The organism is Chitinophaga sp. YR573 (genome assembly GCF_900110995.1).
Taxonomy (GTDB): Bacteria; Bacteroidota; Bacteroidia; order Chitinophagales; family Chitinophagaceae; genus Chitinophaga.
Window position 1 is genome coordinate 3,182,893 of record NZ_FOJF01000001.1, and the last position, 16,775, is coordinate 3,199,667.

Sequence of the window (16,775 nt, forward strand, 5' to 3'; positions counted from 1 at the left end):
TGCAAGCTCATTACTTGTCTTGCACACACACCTCATAGTTGCTCACACTTGGTGCAGCTTTATGATCTATCTATTTGTTTTTCTAAAACTTCGGGATAGCGGTCACCCACAAGTGTAATTCCATTTACTGTTGTGTTGATCTTTGCAAGTTCATCAGCTGTTAGTACAATATTTGTACTGTCAATGTTTTCCTCTAAACGATGCAATTTTGTAGTTCCCGGTATTGGTGCTATCCAGGGCTTTTGAGCTAAGATCCAAGCCAATGCTAATTGTCCGGTTGTAACATTTTTTTTGTTAGCAATCTTAGAAAGTTCGTCCACTAGAACCAGATTGGCTTTTATGTTCTCTTCGCTGAAACGAGGAATGACATTTCTGCGGTCGACATCCGCTAATTTTGAATTTATTGTACCTGTGAGGAAGCCTTTGCCCAAAGGACTGAACGGAACGAAACCAATTCCTAACTCTTCTAATGTTGGTATGATCTCATTTTCGGGTTCACGCCAAAACAAAGAGTATTCGCTTTGTAATGCTGTTACAGGTTGAATTGAATGTGCCTTGCGAATAGTTTTTGCGCTTGCTTCCGATAAACCGAAATATTTTACTTTACCCTCTTGTATCAAGTCTTTTACTGTACCTGCAACATCTTCTATTGGAACATTGGGATCAACTCTGTGCTGATAAAGCAGATCGATATAATCTGTTTTTAATCTTTTTAAAGATGCTTCGACTACTACTCTGATAGTTTCGGGTCTGCTGTCTAAACCTGTTGTTGGTCTGGCATCTTTACAACCAAATTTTGTTGCTATAATAACGTCTTTTCTATAAGGCTGTAATCCTTCGCCAACAAGTTCTTCATTGGTGTAAGGCCCGTAGGCTTCTGCGGTATCAAAAAATGTGATACCCCTTTCAACTGCGTTGCGCAGTAGTGTTATGGCATCTTTTTTATCAAGACCTTTGCCATCCAAAAAGTTTAAACCCATACAGCCAAAACCTAATGCGGAAACTTCTAATCCGCTATTTCCTAATTTTCTTTTTTGCATAATTCTTTTTTGATTGTTTCTGAAACTGAATAAATCTCAAGTACAAAATTCTTGATTGTCGTTCTATAAAAAGTAGTTGGATTGGTAATTGTTGTAGTCAAATTTTCAAACGTTTTTCAAACACTATAAATTAGTCCGCCACCTTGATCTAACGATTTGATAGTTTCCATATCATCCGCAGACAACTCAAAGTCAAATACATTGAAATTTTCATTGATCCTTTTCACATTTGCTGATTTTGGAATAGCAACGACTTCTTTCTGAATTAACCATCGTAGAACCACTTGGGCAATACTTTTATTATATTTGCTTGAAAGCACTATTAAAGATTCATTGTTAAAAAGATTATTTTTACCCTGAGCAAAGGGTGCCCAAGACTCCAACTGTATGCCTTGAGATTTCAAATCTTTTTGCATTTCTGTTTTTTGGGAAAATGGATGTGTTTCCACTTGATTGACTGCTGGTATCACACTATGCTGCTTCAGTAAATTCTGAATCTGATTCATATTGAAATTACTTACACCTATAGCCCTTACTTTACCTTCTTTGTATAATTCTTCCATTGCAGTCCAGGATGAGCTTACGTCTCCCTGCGGGAGATGTATCAGGTACAGATCAATATAGTCAAGACCCAATTTTGCTAGTGATGCTTTAAAGGCACTCTTTGTTTTTTCGTACCCTATATCCGCTGGCAAAAATTTTGTAGTTACAAAGATTTCTTCCCGTTTGACATTACTTTTTTTAATCGCTCTGCCCACTGATTCCTCATTATTATATACCGAAGCTGTGTCTATAAGTCTGTAGCCAATATTTAAAGCATTTAGCACAGACTGCTCACACTCAAAACCGTCTTGAAGCAAGTACGTGCCAAAACCAAGCAGCGGCATCGTTACTCCATTGTTTAATATTACATTTTCCATTTTTGCACTTACTTAAATTTCATTGCAAAATTCTTAATAGTTGTCCGATGAAATGTATCCGAGTTGGTATTTGTTGTAGTCAAATTGATTTCAATACAAGACATTATACGATTGGGGATGGAAATGAAAATGATTTCAGCACTAACACAATTGTATGCTTAAGAAGCTCCAGCTCTACAACATTTGGGATTAATCCGAAGTTTTCCTCGACATTGCCCAACAGGCGGGGCAACTGCCCGAAAATAAAAACGGGGATAATACTTTCGTACTATCCCCGTCGTTGTTGGTACACCGGACCGGACAACTGTCGAACTTTTGGGTGAAGGATTTTGAGAGAATAAGTATGGTTTAGAAAAATAATATGAAGTGCTCGCCTAAGACTTATCCGATTGACTGATCGGCTGAAATTCGAGAATAAGAACACCGTTATCGACCGCATACGAGTGTTTGAGCGCGAATTTCTTTAATTCCCGATTGTCATCGAAAAGCCTCTATGATATCCTCTTTTTATTTCATATAATTGCTTGTTTACTGTCGAAACGGCCATACATCCAGTCTTATCGCTTAAAATTTCAACGCTTACAACCATTCGCCCCAACCCATGCGTTTTATCCATTCCTGGTTATACGGTGTTTTTGTATCTGCATACTCCTGCTCAAGGTTACCGGTGACGCGGTTCACAGTGGTGTGAAACGGTCTTGTACCAGGCTCCATCTCTACCAGTTTGGTTACTGCATCAGCTATTTCCTGCGGATTCATTTTGTACTCTTCGATCTTTCTATACATAATGCTGCCGAATTTCTGGATCTTTTCCAATGTTGCGTTGCCATAAGCTTCCGTTATCTCGGGGCGGTCAGATCCATTTTCCGGTTTATCACTAATGCCGGTTGGAAAAGCACCTGGTTGAAGCGTTACGGTTTCAATCCCATAATCCTGTACCTCGTAACGAAGCGTTTCCGTGATGCCTTCAATCGCCCATTTCGAGCCATTGTAAGGCCCAAGGTATGGCGCGGTAATTAAGGCCAAACCACTGGTAATATTAATGATCAGACCCGAACGGTGCTCACGCATAGACGGTAGCACTGCAAGCACATTGCGTATGGAACCCCAAACATTCACCTCGAAGATATTTTTCATTTGCTCAATGGTTGTTGCTTCGAACAGCCCAAAACCGGTTATTCCTGCATTATTCACCAACACGTCGATCTGCCCGTATTTTTTAACTATTGCTACTACCGCAGCATTTACAGATTCTGTACTGGTAACATCCATTTCAACCACTTCGATGTTTGGTATTACGCCCAGTTCCCTTGCTATGCCAGCGTTTTTGGTGGATACGTTACGCATAGCAGCAATTACCCGGTATCCTTTTTGGGCAAGGTCAAAAGCCATTAGCTTTCCAAATCCTGAACTTGTTCCTGTTATTAAAACCTTCTTTGACATATGTTTCTTATTTAAATATCAATAGTGAAATACTTCACAAAGGTCATGAGAACAGACTGTCGGGGACAAGGACATTTGAGACAAAATACCCGTGACATTTATCACGGTATTTTCACGCTCAGTACCCCGTTTGTCAATTTATAAATTGCCCAAAGGGAGATTTTGGATAGATTTGATCTAATGTGATGTAGCCATGTTTAAAACTTTCGAAACATACTTAAAGGAAAAAGCGGATCTGACTGTTGACGAAATGGTGGCAGTGCGGGCTGTTAGCATAGAAAAAAAGATCCGGAAAAGACAATACCTGCTGCAGGAGGGGGATGTGTGCCATTACAACTGCTTTATCGTAAAAGGCTGTCTTCGTTTGTACAGGGTTGGGGAAGACGGCACAGAGCACATACTTCGTTTTGGCGTAGAGAATTGGTGGATGAGCGACCGTGAAAGTTATAATACCGGGGATCCTTCAAAAGGCAATATCGATGCGTTGGAAAACAGTGAAGTGATCTTGATAGACAAGCCGGACTTCAATAACTTAACGACGACTATACCCAGGTTAAATAACTTTATAGAAAAGCTTAAGGCCAGAAGTTTTGATGCCAGCCAAAATAGGATCATGAGCAACATCAGTCGTACTGCTGAGGAAAGATACCAGGAGTTCATGACATTTTTTCCGGACATTTTTTATCGTGTTCCTCTGCATATGATTGCTTCTTACCTGGGTGTATCAAGGGAAACGCTGAGCCGGATCAGGAGCCAGTTTTCTCATAAATAAATACAATATCATGGAAATAGGAATTGATAGTTTCGCATCGGCAATGTATGCCAGTAATGCCCTGAGTAGTGTGGAAGAGATGGAGCAGTTACTGGAAAGGAGCGTTCGGGCCGATGAACACGTTTTATACATCGTTTGACTGATGCTGAAGCTAATCGGATCCGGGAAACGCATATGAAAAATAATGGATTACTCTAAGCCGACATTACTTGTTATCTCCTTAATTATCCTCCATATCCAGAAAATCCATGATGATAAACTAACCCACTAATACCGGATTTTTTTAATTCTCCCATTAAAGAAACAGAAATGAGAATTCCACCACTCAAAGAATTTTCATATGCCCATATTTTCATACCGGATGTATCCAGTTGATTTGTTGATGCTCTTTCAATGGTTTCTTTTATATAAAGTCTGTGATATCCTGCTATCTGAGTTTCAGTAGACCTGTCGTAAATTATTATAGGATCAGAAGTGAACCTGTCAGGTACATGACGTTCCAGAAGTGAAAGCATTGTTCCACTTACTACCGTAAACAAACCATTCACGATGATTGGCGTCATGACACCCTTTTTAATGATCCAATATCTGGGGTCATCACCTTTATACAGGGTAACAGAGTTTGAAGTTTGAATATTCCAGAAGTGAGGCATAGTAATAATCAAAAGAAAAGGTTGCTCATCGAGCAACCTTTTCTTCGTACAACGGGGCGGACAAATGTCGAACTATTGGGTGGGGGATTTTAGAATGATTCTAACGATGAAACAATCTCCAGATTTTTAATCAATCGTGATCCAGTGGTGAGTATGAGCTTATCACAGAGAATCATTTGATTTCTAGTTAAGGGGTAAGAAATCGGTTTAATCCCATTTTAGCTGTTTTTCTGATTTAATGGAGTATATTTTTTATTATTGTATATGCGTCTTTACAAAGGCGAAAAATGATAATATGTTATTGTATGACTGATTTAACAAATAGCAGCATTCATCGGAAAAATATTCTAAATAATAATTTGGCCTTAACTGAATTATATAAAGAAGTTGCATTTCCGGGAATTATGTTTGAACGGAAATACAGATTTACTAAAAAGCAGATTTCAGATTTTTTTCAGGTTGATGAACGTACAATAGAAAGACTTGTAGAAAGCCATTTTAGTGAAATAGCTGAAAATGGTTATGAAGTACTTCAGTATAACTCTTTGAGAACCTTTAAGTTGCAGAAGGTCGGCGACATTAATGTCGCTGACCTTCCAGAATTAGGGATAGATAAATTTGCTGCAAGTTTAGGCGTTTTTACATTCAAAGCCTTTCTGAATATTGGGATGTTGCTTTCTGAAAGTGAAAATGCAAAATTACTCAGGACGCTAATTCTTGACATTGCAATAGACGTATTAAACAAGAAAGCTGGTGGTAGCACAAAATATATTAATCAAAGAGAAGAGGAATTTGTTTCAAGCGCAATTCGGGAGTATAATTACAGGCAAAGTTTTACTAATGCCTTAGATGCGTGTATTGAACCAAGTAAGTTTAAATATGCTCAACTTACAGACAAGATCTATAAAACTATATTCAAGGAGAATTCCAAAGAGTATAGGCAAATTTTAAATCTTAAATCAAAAGAAAGTGTTCGGGTAACTATGTATAGCGAAGTGCTTGACTTAATAGCTGCTTATGAGAATGGTTTCGCAGATGCGCTTGCTAAAGAAATGGGAAAACTAGGAAGACGATTAAAGTTGTCGGAAGCTAATCAATTATTTAGCGAGTTTGCAGGTTCAAGTAATTCTTTATTAACACCTTTGATTGAAAAGGCGCGCAGCCTGATGGCTAGTCGCGATATGGCATTCAGAGACGCATTGCACGAAAAGCTAAAGAACTACATAACCCATTTAAATGCAGAAGAATTTGATAAGTTTTTGGGAGAAAGAACAATGGTTTTAGAAGAGCGACTAAAGGAGAATATTGATGTTTTTAAACGTTTAAAAGATCGCTAGCATGGCCTTACAGTATTTTGACTTAGTTCACGCGCGAAGAACTCATACGTTTATTATTAATCACTCAGGAGGAGTTCATGGGGAAAGGGATATTAATTTAATCTCCAGTATTTTAGAGCATATTCAAAACGATTTATATTATCCAGACATTGAATGCAAGCTTACTCATTTGGTTTTCTCTATAAATAAGAGTCATGCATTTACAGACGGAAATAAAAGAACGAGCATAGCCTTAGGAGCATATTTTCTAGAGATAAATGATCTTGATTTTTGTGTTTCAAGATTTATAATCGGGATGGAAAATGTAGCAGTTGATATTGCTGATAATAGAATTGATAAAGATTTACTTTATGAAATTGTGGCCTCTATAATAAATGAATCTCAGTTCAGTGAAGAATTAAAATTAAAAATATTTGATGCCATTAACACTGAAGAAAATGAAGTAGACCAGAATAATGAACCCTTTTGACGGAATTATGTTTTATCTGAGGGCTCGACATTGCATGAAGAATATTAACAAAAGAGCCTTGTAAACTTTCATTTACAAGGCTCTTTATAATGTGTACCGCGTACGGGAGTCGAACCCGTCATTCCTCCGTGAAAGGGAGGTGTATTAACCGATTTACCAACGCGGCATTTCGTGTTTGGGATGGCAAAGGTAAGGAAATACTGAATATTTCAAAATTTATTTATGCTATTTATTACAACACCTATGTATCTATTCGATTTCTATGTTTTTAAATTTGATTATCAATATTATATGTGATGTGTAAAACATGCACTATATTTTGTGAATGAAGGAGTTACCTTTGCATTATTATGAGAAAGCTAAACATCCTGATAGCAGAAAATGATGCAGAAGGGAAGGTATTCATCAAAGAATCCTTTGAAGGTTCCGGCCTGTTCAATGTCATGGCTATCGCAGAAAACGGAGAGGAACTAAAAAGCATTATGGAAGATTCGGATATCTTTTATCCCGACCTTATCCTGTCTGATGTTGCTCCCGGATATGACATACTATATTACATCAAAACCAGTGAAGCCTTCAGGGAAATCCCTGTAGTGACATTCGCCAGTTCATCCGCAGATGATAATATAAAGAAGTGCCAGCAGTTAGGTGCTGTCAGGCATTTTGATAAACCGGATAATCCGGACCGTTACCACGAGTTTGCCAAAGAACTCTACGTCTTCCTTTCGGAAGAGTAGAAGCATGCCTCCTTCATAGCTGAGTCATATCTCAGCCGTATTAACCGCGCACTTTGTCTGGTGCCTGAATGAAACAATATCGCAGTAGCTATAAAAACATATAGCCCGTCAACGCGGGCTATATGCTTACTTTTTTGAGGATACTCATTTTTACGCAGCCGTAAACCTGAATGAATGTATGATAATTTCTACTTCAGTGGCATTAGATGGTGCATTACCATTAAACAACCACAAGTTCATATGAACAGGCAAAGCCAGGGTACTTACATTATATCCTGCAGGAGTTGTCCATGGGAAAAATGCATTAGCCGGAGCCGTTGTATGTCCATGATATCCCTGGAAAGATACCGCTGAACTGGTACGGGTAAATGTATGCGTAGTGTAAGTGCCATTCAGAGCCAGTTCGTTTGTCTGGGAAACACTGCCGGACCCCGTAGCAGGATACACGGTGTAATTGTAGTTAGGCCATGCATTATTACCCCAGCGTGCAAACTCGATATCTACTTCATGGTGACCATCATCTCCGGCTTTGTAGTTAAACAGCCCCAGTACAATGTTTTTATCAAGTTTATCAACAGCACCTTCTACTTCCCATAAATAAGTACCATATCCGAAGTTGGTAGTACTTGTTACTTCAGAGCATAACCATCTGCCAGTAGAAGCATCTTTCCTGATCTTCAGATGCAGGTATCCGCTGGCGTCTACCCATACATTGCTGCTACTGTTGCTCCAGTAGTTTGGACCAGGACCAGAAGTACCGGATTCGGTTCTTACTTCCCATGTATAACCACTGAAACTGATAGTAGAAGCAGCAGCTGCTGTACGTGCAGACTCGTTCTGAGTAGTCGTAGTTGTTGGTGTGTTTTGTGCGGCCTCTTTGCTACAGCTGGATAGAACAGCTAAAGAGATGATTAGCATTGCAATTTTGTGCATAAAAGAATGGTTTATTTTAAGGGTGAAAAATGACGTGGATAGGTTTCTCAGCACAGTGTCTGATATAATGACAATTTAAAAAGACAAGACTTTGATGTTTGCAGAAAAAAGTTGAAAGAAGAAGATAAAAAAAGCTCCCGGTCGGGAGCTATATTTTCTGAGGAGTTCTGTTATAATAAAATTTCTCTGATTCAATAAGACCTTCATGCCATTGCTGGACCGAAACCTCCACTCTTCTTGCAGTCTTACCCGTCTCTTTATTAGTGATGAGCAATTCCCACTCACTGAATACTACATTCCTTTCTTCATCAATCGCCTGATTGATCAGCGTACTCACAATCTTAAACGTATCCAGGATCATCTTCTCATGTTCTATATTTGTTTCCTTCCCTTTCCTCGGCTTATCCTCATTTTCCTGCATCTCCACATCATGAGAATAAAATAACTCCATCGCTTTCACTGTCTCATCATTAATGATCAGCTCATTCAGGGTTTGCACATTATCTTTTAAAGTAGTCATATAATGAAGTTAAACAAATAAATGGAAGCTGCCTCACTGTCAAGAGACAGCTTCCTGGGGTTACATTATGCGAAGGGACATTAATAAACGACCAGTTTCTTTGTTTCTACATTATTATTGGCAACCATCCTCACCATATAAATACCAGACGTAAGACCATTTAATGAAACATTCAACCGCTGCACTCCCGACTGAGCATTAACTTTTGCCGTCTTCACCACCTCTCCATGCATATTGGCAATCTCTATCAACACAACACCTGCTGTTTTCAGTTCATAACTGATGATCACATAAGAGCTGGCAGGATTGGGATATACTTTAAGCGTTGTCACCAAAGTCTCTTTAGCAACTGCTTGTCTTGCTGCGGTAGTACTATTCCAGTTGAAAGTCTCCCAGCCACCAATGGCAGTCCTGTTACAGTTCATAGACGTAGCTCCGTTCTCAGAGCAGATATATAGTCCTGCTGCGCTCTGGAAAGCCACTGCATTATTACCTAAATCAATCCAGTTAAATGGTACCATCGTACTGCTGTTGCAATACATCGGACTGGTAGCGCTCACATACAAACCATTATTCCCCTGTAAGGCAATTGTACCATTACCTGCATCTACTACGGTAAAATTCTCCCAGGCCCCTACAACTGTCCTGTTACAATTCATTGCTGCATTACCATTCTCAGAGGAAACATAAAAGCCTCCATTCGTTAATGAGATAACACTGCCTATAGGAGCTTTAGTAGTAATGCTGCTATCAATGGCATCTTCAACAATAACATCATCAAAATAAGCAGAGAAGCTGCCACTTAAAGAAGGGTTATCATAAGCAACAATAATACTGTTGATCTCATCACCTATCAGTTCTCCTTTCCCTATCTGACAGGTAAATTTCTCCCATGCACCGATTGTACCTCTTGCAGTACGGGGATGCATGCTATTCCCTTTATTATCTTTATACGCAGTAAGATTACGCAACACTTTCCCCGACTTAAACGCCAGATCCACCGACGTATATCTTCCCGGATCATTCACTGTATATTTCCAGAAACTCAATTGCATGTTAGCTTTCACCGCAATCTTCGTCTCAGATATTTTATAATAATAATTCCCTGCACCAGCAGCTGTACCATTGATCTTTACACTATAAATACCGCTTTTAGAAAACGCAGACTCATTTACAATTGCTACAGAAGTATTGCTCACAGCAGATCCGGATAATAACGCATTCTTATAAAAACAGGCATCAATAGGAGAGATGATATCTGTCGCTACATTATTGATTAAACAATTAGCTACCCTGCTTTCAAAGCTGTTCCTGTAATAAAGAGGACCATTAGAATAGGGGATAGGTATTTCAGCAGGCATAGTAGCGCTTGTCAGCATTTTAGAAGCTGCACCAGCCAGTCTTGTATAATAATCAGAAGAAGTCCATACACCATCCATGGCCAATGTACCAAAATACTGATCTGTAGGGATATCAAAATAATCAACGGCGGAGCTGATGATATTAGTAGATTCTTCAAACTCATCCAGCATAGCGAAGTACATGGATTTAATCCCTAGGCTTTTGATATTTTTAGCCTGCTTCCAGAGGAACTCCCCACCAAGTCTTTTCGTATCATTCGGATATCCAGATACATGCTGAGACCAGGCGCTGCCCGGGAATATCACAGGATAAAAAGCCATCCCGTTCTGGGTACAATATTGCTGATCAGGAATCATGTAATTCGTCCTGAAATCATTAGCGCCGGTAGTATCGCTATACACACCTACTGTCCAGGGTGAGATCATATTATATGCCTTATACACATCTGCGAAATCTGTTCTGGAGCCACCGTCCATTAGTCGCCAGTCGCGGGGTACACCAGCAATCACATAACATCCTCTGTCTTTAAAAAACTGGGCGAGTGCTAATGCTTGTGTCCTATCCACTGTAATCGTCGAATATCCTAAACCCCACAGCTCAACAACAGGTTTGCCATTTACGGTAGCATACGCGCCCGAAGAAGTGAGTGCATAGATCTGTTCCATCTGATACACCCAATCCCGTTTAATTCCTTCCACGAGATCAGCAGACAAAGCGGCTCCGTTATTCACATCTGGCATGCAATACATTACATAAAATGATCTGCCATTTGTTTCACAGGCATTCTTGATACTCACATAATAATCATCTGTAGAAGTATATTTCAGGTCTCTTCCCACAGGTGCATTTCTTTGTATCGCCACACCATCAAAACCTGCTTTTTGCAGTAATGACATCTGCACATCTATCACACCTTTATCAGTAGAATTATACAATTTCGCCGGACTGCCATTCCCCAGATTTGCAAAGTTGGTAGGGTACATGGTTACATTAGTATTGGCATAATCAGCGATATAGGGAAAGGTTTCTGTATTATGATTCCCTCTCCCTGCGGCAGGTAGTTTGCCATAAGCCCAATGACTCCAGTCTTTCGGTTCATTACCGGCTTCGTGCCATAACTGGTACCCCGCATACGACTTTCCAATAAACTCTGAAGTGGTGGTGGGTCTTGCCGGAACAGGCTGTGCATCAGGAGTTAAAGTACCTGTATATACAGTAATATCTTTGATATAATTATCCTCGCTGCCAAATCCCATTCTGATATCTCCGCCATAGCCCATAGAGCCATCGAATCCTGCATCAGTAAGGATAACGAGCCGGGTAATCCATTTCTTAGTGTTCGATTTTTTAAAGTCCGCTCCACCCCAGCCGGTACCTGTCCTGGTATAGTTTAACCAGAGGTAGCTCATGCTGTTATCGTAATAGGTAATGGAAAGGATCAGCTGTTTAGCAGTACTGGGAACTGCGGATCTGTTACTGTTTACGTACATAAACTTCCCTGCGGGAATCTTACGGCAGGGTACACCATCAACGGTAGTAATCTCTGTATATCCTTCGCCACTGGCATTGGTTTCTATCCCAAACGCCATATTACTGGCTACCACGGGATTAGTAAATTTAATGGACGCAGATACCGGAGGAAGCACAATGTCTCCCGCATTGACGAACAGTACATTTAGCAATAAAGCAAATAGTAAAATTGGGTATTTCATGTAGAGGATTTAAGGTATGGTTATTCGGTTAAGGTTGCCACAGGTCTGGTATTAAACGGAATTGAGTAAGGGATTATTGTAAGGGTTTATCTCAGGCTGCTGATTCCGGTATAGATTCGGTCATCCTACGTTCATCCTTCGTTCGTTACGCAGGTTTAACGTGCGATGCGGCCCCGGGCATAAGTTTGGGCCTTGTAAAAGTGCGCGGTTAAAGCGAATCTATGCACTTATTGTATTCAGGATAAACTCAGTCCAGTTGGGATTATCTTCTGCTATAATGATCGTTTTAAAGTTAAACCGGTTTCCTTCCATTTCAACACCTTTAGAATCATCTATATGAATATCTATTGCAAAAGCAGGAGGATATTTTGAGTAATATTTACGGTTTTCTCCCAGTATCTTTTCATGAATAGTCTGATTGATGATTTTGTCTGGTTTAATACCATATGAACGGAATGTCCACCAGATCTTTCTCGTTTTCCGGAAAGATGTAGTATAAATGAATATTGTATGTCCCTGTGCCTGTAAAGTTTGTATAAGATCAATAGTGCCAAGTCTCAATTTCTCAATACCACAAAGCTTCTGTAAAAAGGTTTGTGGCTCAGTATTAAAACGCTTAACACCAGGTATTAAAGTATCATCAAGGTCAAAAGATATTGTCATGGAAATGGCGTAAAAATTCATTAAATTTAGTAAAAGACACAAACTATGGCAAGATGGTGCGGGCAAAAGCCTCCTCCTTTTACGGGTACAAAAGACGGTATTACCGTTTACCGGCTCAAAGATGATGAGCAGTACTACGTACGCCTGCAAAGTTCCATTACCGGCAAAAGAATTAAGAAAGATCCTGCTTTCAAAGGTTTCCGTAATAGTTCTGTAAGACTGAGAGATGCTTCGCGTATTGGGTCTAAAATCTACCGGCAGCTGCCTGTAAAGAAACATACGATATACCGGGAGATTACCGGTAAAGCTATACTCCTGCTGAAAGCAGGGGAGAAAGAAGATGTTATCATAACCAGGCTAACAAGAGAATATCTGCCGGTACCTAAACGAACTAAGACTGTTAAACCTGTTATCAAAAAGAATAAACCACCTAAAATAGTAGTACTCAATAGACCATACAAAACACCCTCTCTTTCAAAGATATATCGCGCTGCTCCCGGATAATCTAAATTGTTTAATTTTATAGCATATGCCATCAGCGCTCAGTTATTTATTACATCTGCCGGTATTATCACTATGGCTCATTTTCTTCCTTGAAAATGTAATAATCACTGCGATGGTATTATTCTCAGGCAGGCTATTACACAAAGCTCCTTACACCTATACTGCAAGAGAGTGGAGAATCTGCATCCTTACCAACATACTAAACACAATAGTCACCTACGCCGGTTTCTGGATGTGGAAGAATAGCATCATTCACATTGCTACAAATATCTCATGGATGATCGTAATAGATTTCCTGATCCTCTTTTTAGCGATGGACTTACTCATGTTCATCTTTCATTACATCATCCACAAAACATTTCTATTTAAAGCGGTGCATCAGTTACACCATCAATCAATAGATCCAAGCCCAATTGATTTATTCGTCTTACACCCAATAGAAACGATTGGATTTGGAAGTTTATGGCTGATACTATTAACACTATATCCTTTCAACATTTACGCAATCATAACCTACCTGGTTGTAAACGTTGTCTTTGGTTTGATAGGGCATTTAGGAATAGAACCTTTACCAGGAAGAATCAGCAATCTGCCGGTAATAAAATATTTAGGTACTTCTACTTTCCATCACAACCATCACCAGGATGTTAAATATAATTTCGGTTTTTACACCAGTATCTGGGACCGCTTACTGAAAACCTACAAATAGGAAAGGGGCAAAGATCCCTCCCTGCCCCTAAGCCATGTCCCATACCCATATTTTTATTGATACTCTACATCCAGAAAAGGCAGCAGTGTATTATTCGGTGCATTAACTGTATTACTTCCTGTAAGCAAAGGATCAAAATTATCAGTAAAGTACCCATCCGTAAAGGTAATAGCCTGTTGTGTATACGGATAGACTGAATTCCCGTTCATATTGGCCACATTGCCAACAAAATCACTGGTGTAACCGGTTGGACCACCAGATATATACATCCGGCTTACGATATACGTATTACCGGTAGTAACAGCAACAGGCGTTGATAACGGAAAGAACTGCATCACACCTATCGTAGAAGGTGTTACAGTAATAGTCGCCAATGGTGTAGTATTTCCTACCTGCCACAAGGCTAGTTTATAAGTAATCCCCGTTACCCACGGCTGATATCCCAGCTTGGTAATGGTTGCAGCCTGACTGGCAGTAAAGCTGTACGCATGTGTTTTCAGGTCCATTGTTTTCTGTTGCTGATAACCATTCGCATTCGTGAAATTGGGGATAGATAAATCCATAGGGTGGTAAGTAGTCGCTGCAGGTGTAGGAGGTGCAGTAGGTGTGCAGGATTGTATAATAAGGACAAAAGCTATAAGTAAGAATGATGTTTTCATGATCGCAGGCATTTCTATTATATCAACAGATACAAACAATTGTTACCTCTCTAATCTTGGTAGTGCCTCAGTTTGATTACATAATCTTCGTGCCAGGTGTTATTGCTTATAAATACACCTTATCTGACGTGAATATTAGGTGAGGTCAAATTGGAAAACAAACCCTGAACCCATATTCTAAAGCTAAATCAGAGAACTAAACAGTCAGATGTAGTGTATTTATGAGCAATAACATCTGGCAATCTACGCTGTCATAACATTCAAACTGAGGTACTACTCTTCTCTTAAGAATTTAATAGTTAACTTTATTGCTATGAGGAATCATAAGAGAAATAGTATATTAATTATAACCTGTATTTTATTATTTGGATGTACGTCATCAGATAAAAAGAGAACTAACGGAGTTCCAGATATCAGCGTAATCGTCAAAGTAAATAATGAAAAGAACGATGAATACTCAGCTGCATTAGCTGATTTCTATAAAGAAAGGAAGTTTAAAGCCGTAGTAGAAGATTCTACTGCGGGGACATTTGTTATTGGAGATCTTTCCGAAGAGGATAATAGAGTGAAATTCATTCTGAGAGTATTCAAAGGCAATAAGGAAAAGCCTTGCAGTAATTATATTTATGAAGTGATAGTAAAAGGAGATGTTCCCGAAAAAATTATTGAGCAGGGATTTAAGAATTTGCTTAATGATATGAAAACAAAGCCCGGAAGCCCTGTTTGTCCTTAGAAAATTATCATTAATTACACCCACATTTCATTTTACCCCACAACTCCCACACTTTACCCCAATTGTATTTTCTTAACTAAACCATTGTTGTATTTCTGTGTCTACTTGATAAGAAATTTATAGCATACCGGGTATAATTCAACCGACCCGGTATCAACCTATAAAGCCAAATACTATTACTTAAACTTACGAAAATGAAACAAAACCTTTTGCTGCTCTTTGCTACCGGATTATTAACTGCGGCAGTTCTTAATGCCTGTAAGAAGGATACGAGTAGTACTACTACCACATCGGCTACGATTACTGCATTAAGTTGTTCTTCGGTTACATTCTCTGATTCGGCTAAAGCAGGTACAGCGTACTCCGCTACTGCTACCGTGCCTTATTCCGGCGGAAACGGGGCGACTTACAGCGCAGGTAGTGCTATTAGTTCAACAGGTGTTACGGGGCTTACAGCTACTTTAGTAGCAGGAACATTGGCCAGTGGCTCCGGCAACCTCAGCTACACCATCAGCGGTACGCCATCGGATAGCGGTACAGCCTCTTTCGCTATCACTTTCGGAGGACAAAGCTGCACATTTGCATTAAGTGTGGACTCTGCAACAACAACTACTACTACAGACTGTTCTTCAAAGACCGGTATTGACAAGGTGCTTTGCCTTATAAGTAGTCTTGAAGCATCACTCAGTTCTACACAGTTGGCATCTTTGCAACTTAGCTATGCTTATTCTTACGCAATAAGATGGTCTAACTTCCCTGATGCTATTTATGGTAATAGAATAGGTTTGACGTTTGGTGATATGTCCACCGCGCAGATCGCTCTGGCAGATTCATTATTAAAAGCAGTATCCGGAACCAGTGCAAATGAGGGCTTCAGTGAACTGATGCAATTGCTTGCTGCTGACAATTACCTGAGCGCTAATGGCGGTGGTACCGATTATGGCCAGGCTAATTTCCATATTTGTATTTTAGGTACACCTTCTACAAGTGGTACTTTTGAAATTTATTTTGGCGGTCACCATACACAACTTTCCAACACTTATATAAACGGTACGCTGGTAGGCGGTACTCCTTCTTTCAGAGGTGTAGAGCCATGCAGCTATAGCGCTGGAACATCTTTCACTTACAATGGTACAAGCATTGTACCGATGGATCAGGAAGGCACCGCATTATCTGCCCTGCTTACAGGACTTAGCAGCAGCAATCTGGCATCTGCCCTGCAGAGCAGCACTTACAGTGACTTGGTTTGCGGTCCGCAAAAGGACTGGAGTTTCCCAACCACTTCAATAGGTGTTGTAGGCAGCAGCTTGTCATCGTCTGAAAAAGCATTGTTGTTAACTGCGATTAAAACATATGTAGATGACATCGCAGATTCTTCATCTTTCATTACTACTTATACCAATGAGCTGTCTAGCACATATATAGCTTATTCAGGTAGTACAGGCCTAAAAACAAAGTATGACTATATAAGGATCGATGGACCTCACGTATGGATCGAATACTCCGTTGGTGGTGGTGTTGTATTACCAAGCTATACACATCCGCATTCAGTTTGGAGAGATAAATCATACGACTATGGAGGAACTAAAAACTAATTGAGAGCTAGTGG

At 39.7% G+C, this 16,775-nt stretch carries 18 protein-coding genes and 1 tRNA gene; 9 read left to right on the plus strand and 10 right to left on the minus strand.

The features are described 5' to 3' along the window. Positions 1-59: 59 nt before the first annotated feature. The 3 genes from BMW86_RS13435 to BMW86_RS13445 form a co-directional block, all read right to left on the minus strand. Positions 60-1,040: an aldo/keto reductase gene (locus BMW86_RS13435; protein ID WP_089782262.1), complete on the minus strand. Its 981-nt coding sequence runs from the start codon at positions 1,038-1,040 to the stop codon at positions 60-62. A gap of 116 nt (positions 1,041-1,156) precedes the next feature. Next, entirely contained in the window at positions 1,157-1,960 is an 804-nt protein-coding gene (locus tag BMW86_RS13440) for an aldo/keto reductase (RefSeq protein ID WP_089782263.1), read from the minus strand. A gap of 579 nt (positions 1,961-2,539) precedes the next feature. Continuing rightward, the gene (locus BMW86_RS13445) at positions 2,540-3,403 is read right to left on the minus strand and encodes an SDR family oxidoreductase (protein ID WP_089782264.1); all 864 of its coding nucleotides are present in this window, start codon (positions 3,401-3,403) and stop codon (positions 2,540-2,542) included. Positions 3,404-3,596: 193 nt separating this feature from the next. On the opposite strand from BMW86_RS13445, the gene BMW86_RS13450 reads away from it, so the two are divergent. Both BMW86_RS13450 and BMW86_RS33175 read left to right on the plus strand, forming a co-directional pair. Further along, positions 3,597-4,175: a Crp/Fnr family transcriptional regulator gene (locus BMW86_RS13450; RefSeq protein ID WP_089782265.1), complete on the plus strand. Its 579-nt coding sequence runs from the start codon at positions 3,597-3,599 to the stop codon at positions 4,173-4,175. Between the two features lie 10 nt (positions 4,176-4,185). Then, entirely contained in the window at positions 4,186-4,314 is a 129-nt protein-coding gene (locus tag BMW86_RS33175; RefSeq protein WP_255372918.1) for a hypothetical protein, read from the plus strand. Between the two features lie 85 nt (positions 4,315-4,399). On the opposite strand, the gene BMW86_RS13460 is transcribed toward BMW86_RS33175, so the two are convergent. Then, positions 4,400-4,738 carry a hypothetical protein gene (locus tag BMW86_RS13460; RefSeq protein ID WP_143056567.1) on the minus strand — a complete coding sequence of 113 codons (339 nt, stop codon included), beginning with the start codon at positions 4,736-4,738 and terminating at the stop codon, positions 4,400-4,402. Between the two features lie 395 nt (positions 4,739-5,133). On the opposite strand from BMW86_RS13460, the gene BMW86_RS13465 reads away from it, so the two are divergent. Continuing rightward, the gene (locus BMW86_RS13465; RefSeq protein ID WP_089782267.1) at positions 5,134-6,165 is read left to right on the plus strand and encodes a DNA-binding protein; all 1,032 of its coding nucleotides are present in this window, start codon (positions 5,134-5,136) and stop codon (positions 6,163-6,165) included. 1 nt (position 6,166) lies between these two features. Further along, positions 6,167-6,634, plus strand: a complete 468-nt coding sequence (locus BMW86_RS13470) for a type II toxin-antitoxin system death-on-curing family toxin (protein WP_089782268.1) — start codon at positions 6,167-6,169, stop codon at positions 6,632-6,634. A gap of 94 nt (positions 6,635-6,728) precedes the next feature. Here the strand turns inward: BMW86_RS13470 and BMW86_RS13475 are convergent. Then, positions 6,729-6,800 (minus strand) — tRNA-Glu (locus BMW86_RS13475). Between the two features lie 184 nt (positions 6,801-6,984). On the opposite strand from BMW86_RS13475, the gene BMW86_RS13480 reads away from it, so the two are divergent. Beyond that, positions 6,985-7,371, plus strand: a complete 387-nt coding sequence (locus tag BMW86_RS13480) for a response regulator (protein WP_089782269.1) — start codon at positions 6,985-6,987, stop codon at positions 7,369-7,371. A 150-nt stretch (positions 7,372-7,521) separates the two neighbouring features. Here BMW86_RS13480 and BMW86_RS13485 read toward each other — a convergent pair whose 3' ends face one another. From BMW86_RS13485 to BMW86_RS13500, 4 genes are all read right to left on the minus strand, one after another. After that, positions 7,522-8,304 carry a glycoside hydrolase family 16 protein gene (locus BMW86_RS13485; protein ID WP_089782270.1) on the minus strand — a complete coding sequence of 261 codons (783 nt, stop codon included), beginning with the start codon at positions 8,302-8,304 and terminating at the stop codon, positions 7,522-7,524. A gap of 148 nt (positions 8,305-8,452) precedes the next feature. Beyond that, positions 8,453-8,824 (minus strand): nuclear transport factor 2-like protein, encoded by a 372-nt coding sequence (locus BMW86_RS13490; RefSeq protein WP_089782271.1) that lies wholly within the window; start codon positions 8,822-8,824, stop codon positions 8,453-8,455. A gap of 80 nt (positions 8,825-8,904) precedes the next feature. Then, entirely contained in the window at positions 8,905-11,898 is a 2,994-nt protein-coding gene (locus tag BMW86_RS13495; protein WP_089782272.1) for a T9SS type A sorting domain-containing protein, read from the minus strand. A 219-nt stretch (positions 11,899-12,117) separates the two neighbouring features. Further along, entirely contained in the window at positions 12,118-12,561 is a 444-nt protein-coding gene (locus BMW86_RS13500) for a hypothetical protein (protein WP_089782273.1), read from the minus strand. A 45-nt stretch (positions 12,562-12,606) separates the two neighbouring features. On the opposite strand from BMW86_RS13500, the gene BMW86_RS13505 reads away from it, so the two are divergent. Continuing rightward, on the plus strand, positions 12,607-13,065 hold the full coding sequence (locus tag BMW86_RS13505) for a hypothetical protein (protein ID WP_089782274.1): 459 nt from the start codon (positions 12,607-12,609) through the stop codon (positions 13,063-13,065). A 25-nt stretch (positions 13,066-13,090) separates the two neighbouring features. Then, complete coding sequence (locus BMW86_RS13510) at positions 13,091-13,774, plus strand: sterol desaturase family protein (RefSeq protein ID WP_089782275.1); 684 nt, start codon at positions 13,091-13,093, stop codon at positions 13,772-13,774. A 53-nt stretch (positions 13,775-13,827) separates the two neighbouring features. On the opposite strand, the gene BMW86_RS13515 is transcribed toward BMW86_RS13510, so the two are convergent. Further along, complete coding sequence (locus tag BMW86_RS13515) at positions 13,828-14,433, minus strand: DUF4082 domain-containing protein (RefSeq protein WP_143056568.1); 606 nt, start codon at positions 14,431-14,433, stop codon at positions 13,828-13,830. Positions 14,434-14,746: 313 nt separating this feature from the next. On the opposite strand from BMW86_RS13515, the gene BMW86_RS13520 reads away from it, so the two are divergent. Next, the gene (locus BMW86_RS13520; protein ID WP_089782277.1) at positions 14,747-15,166 is read left to right on the plus strand and encodes a hypothetical protein; all 420 of its coding nucleotides are present in this window, start codon (positions 14,747-14,749) and stop codon (positions 15,164-15,166) included. 194 nt (positions 15,167-15,360) lie between these two features. Then, complete coding sequence (locus BMW86_RS13525) at positions 15,361-16,761, plus strand: DUF3500 domain-containing protein (RefSeq protein ID WP_089782278.1); 1,401 nt, start codon at positions 15,361-15,363, stop codon at positions 16,759-16,761. Positions 16,762-16,775 lie beyond the last annotated feature (14 nt).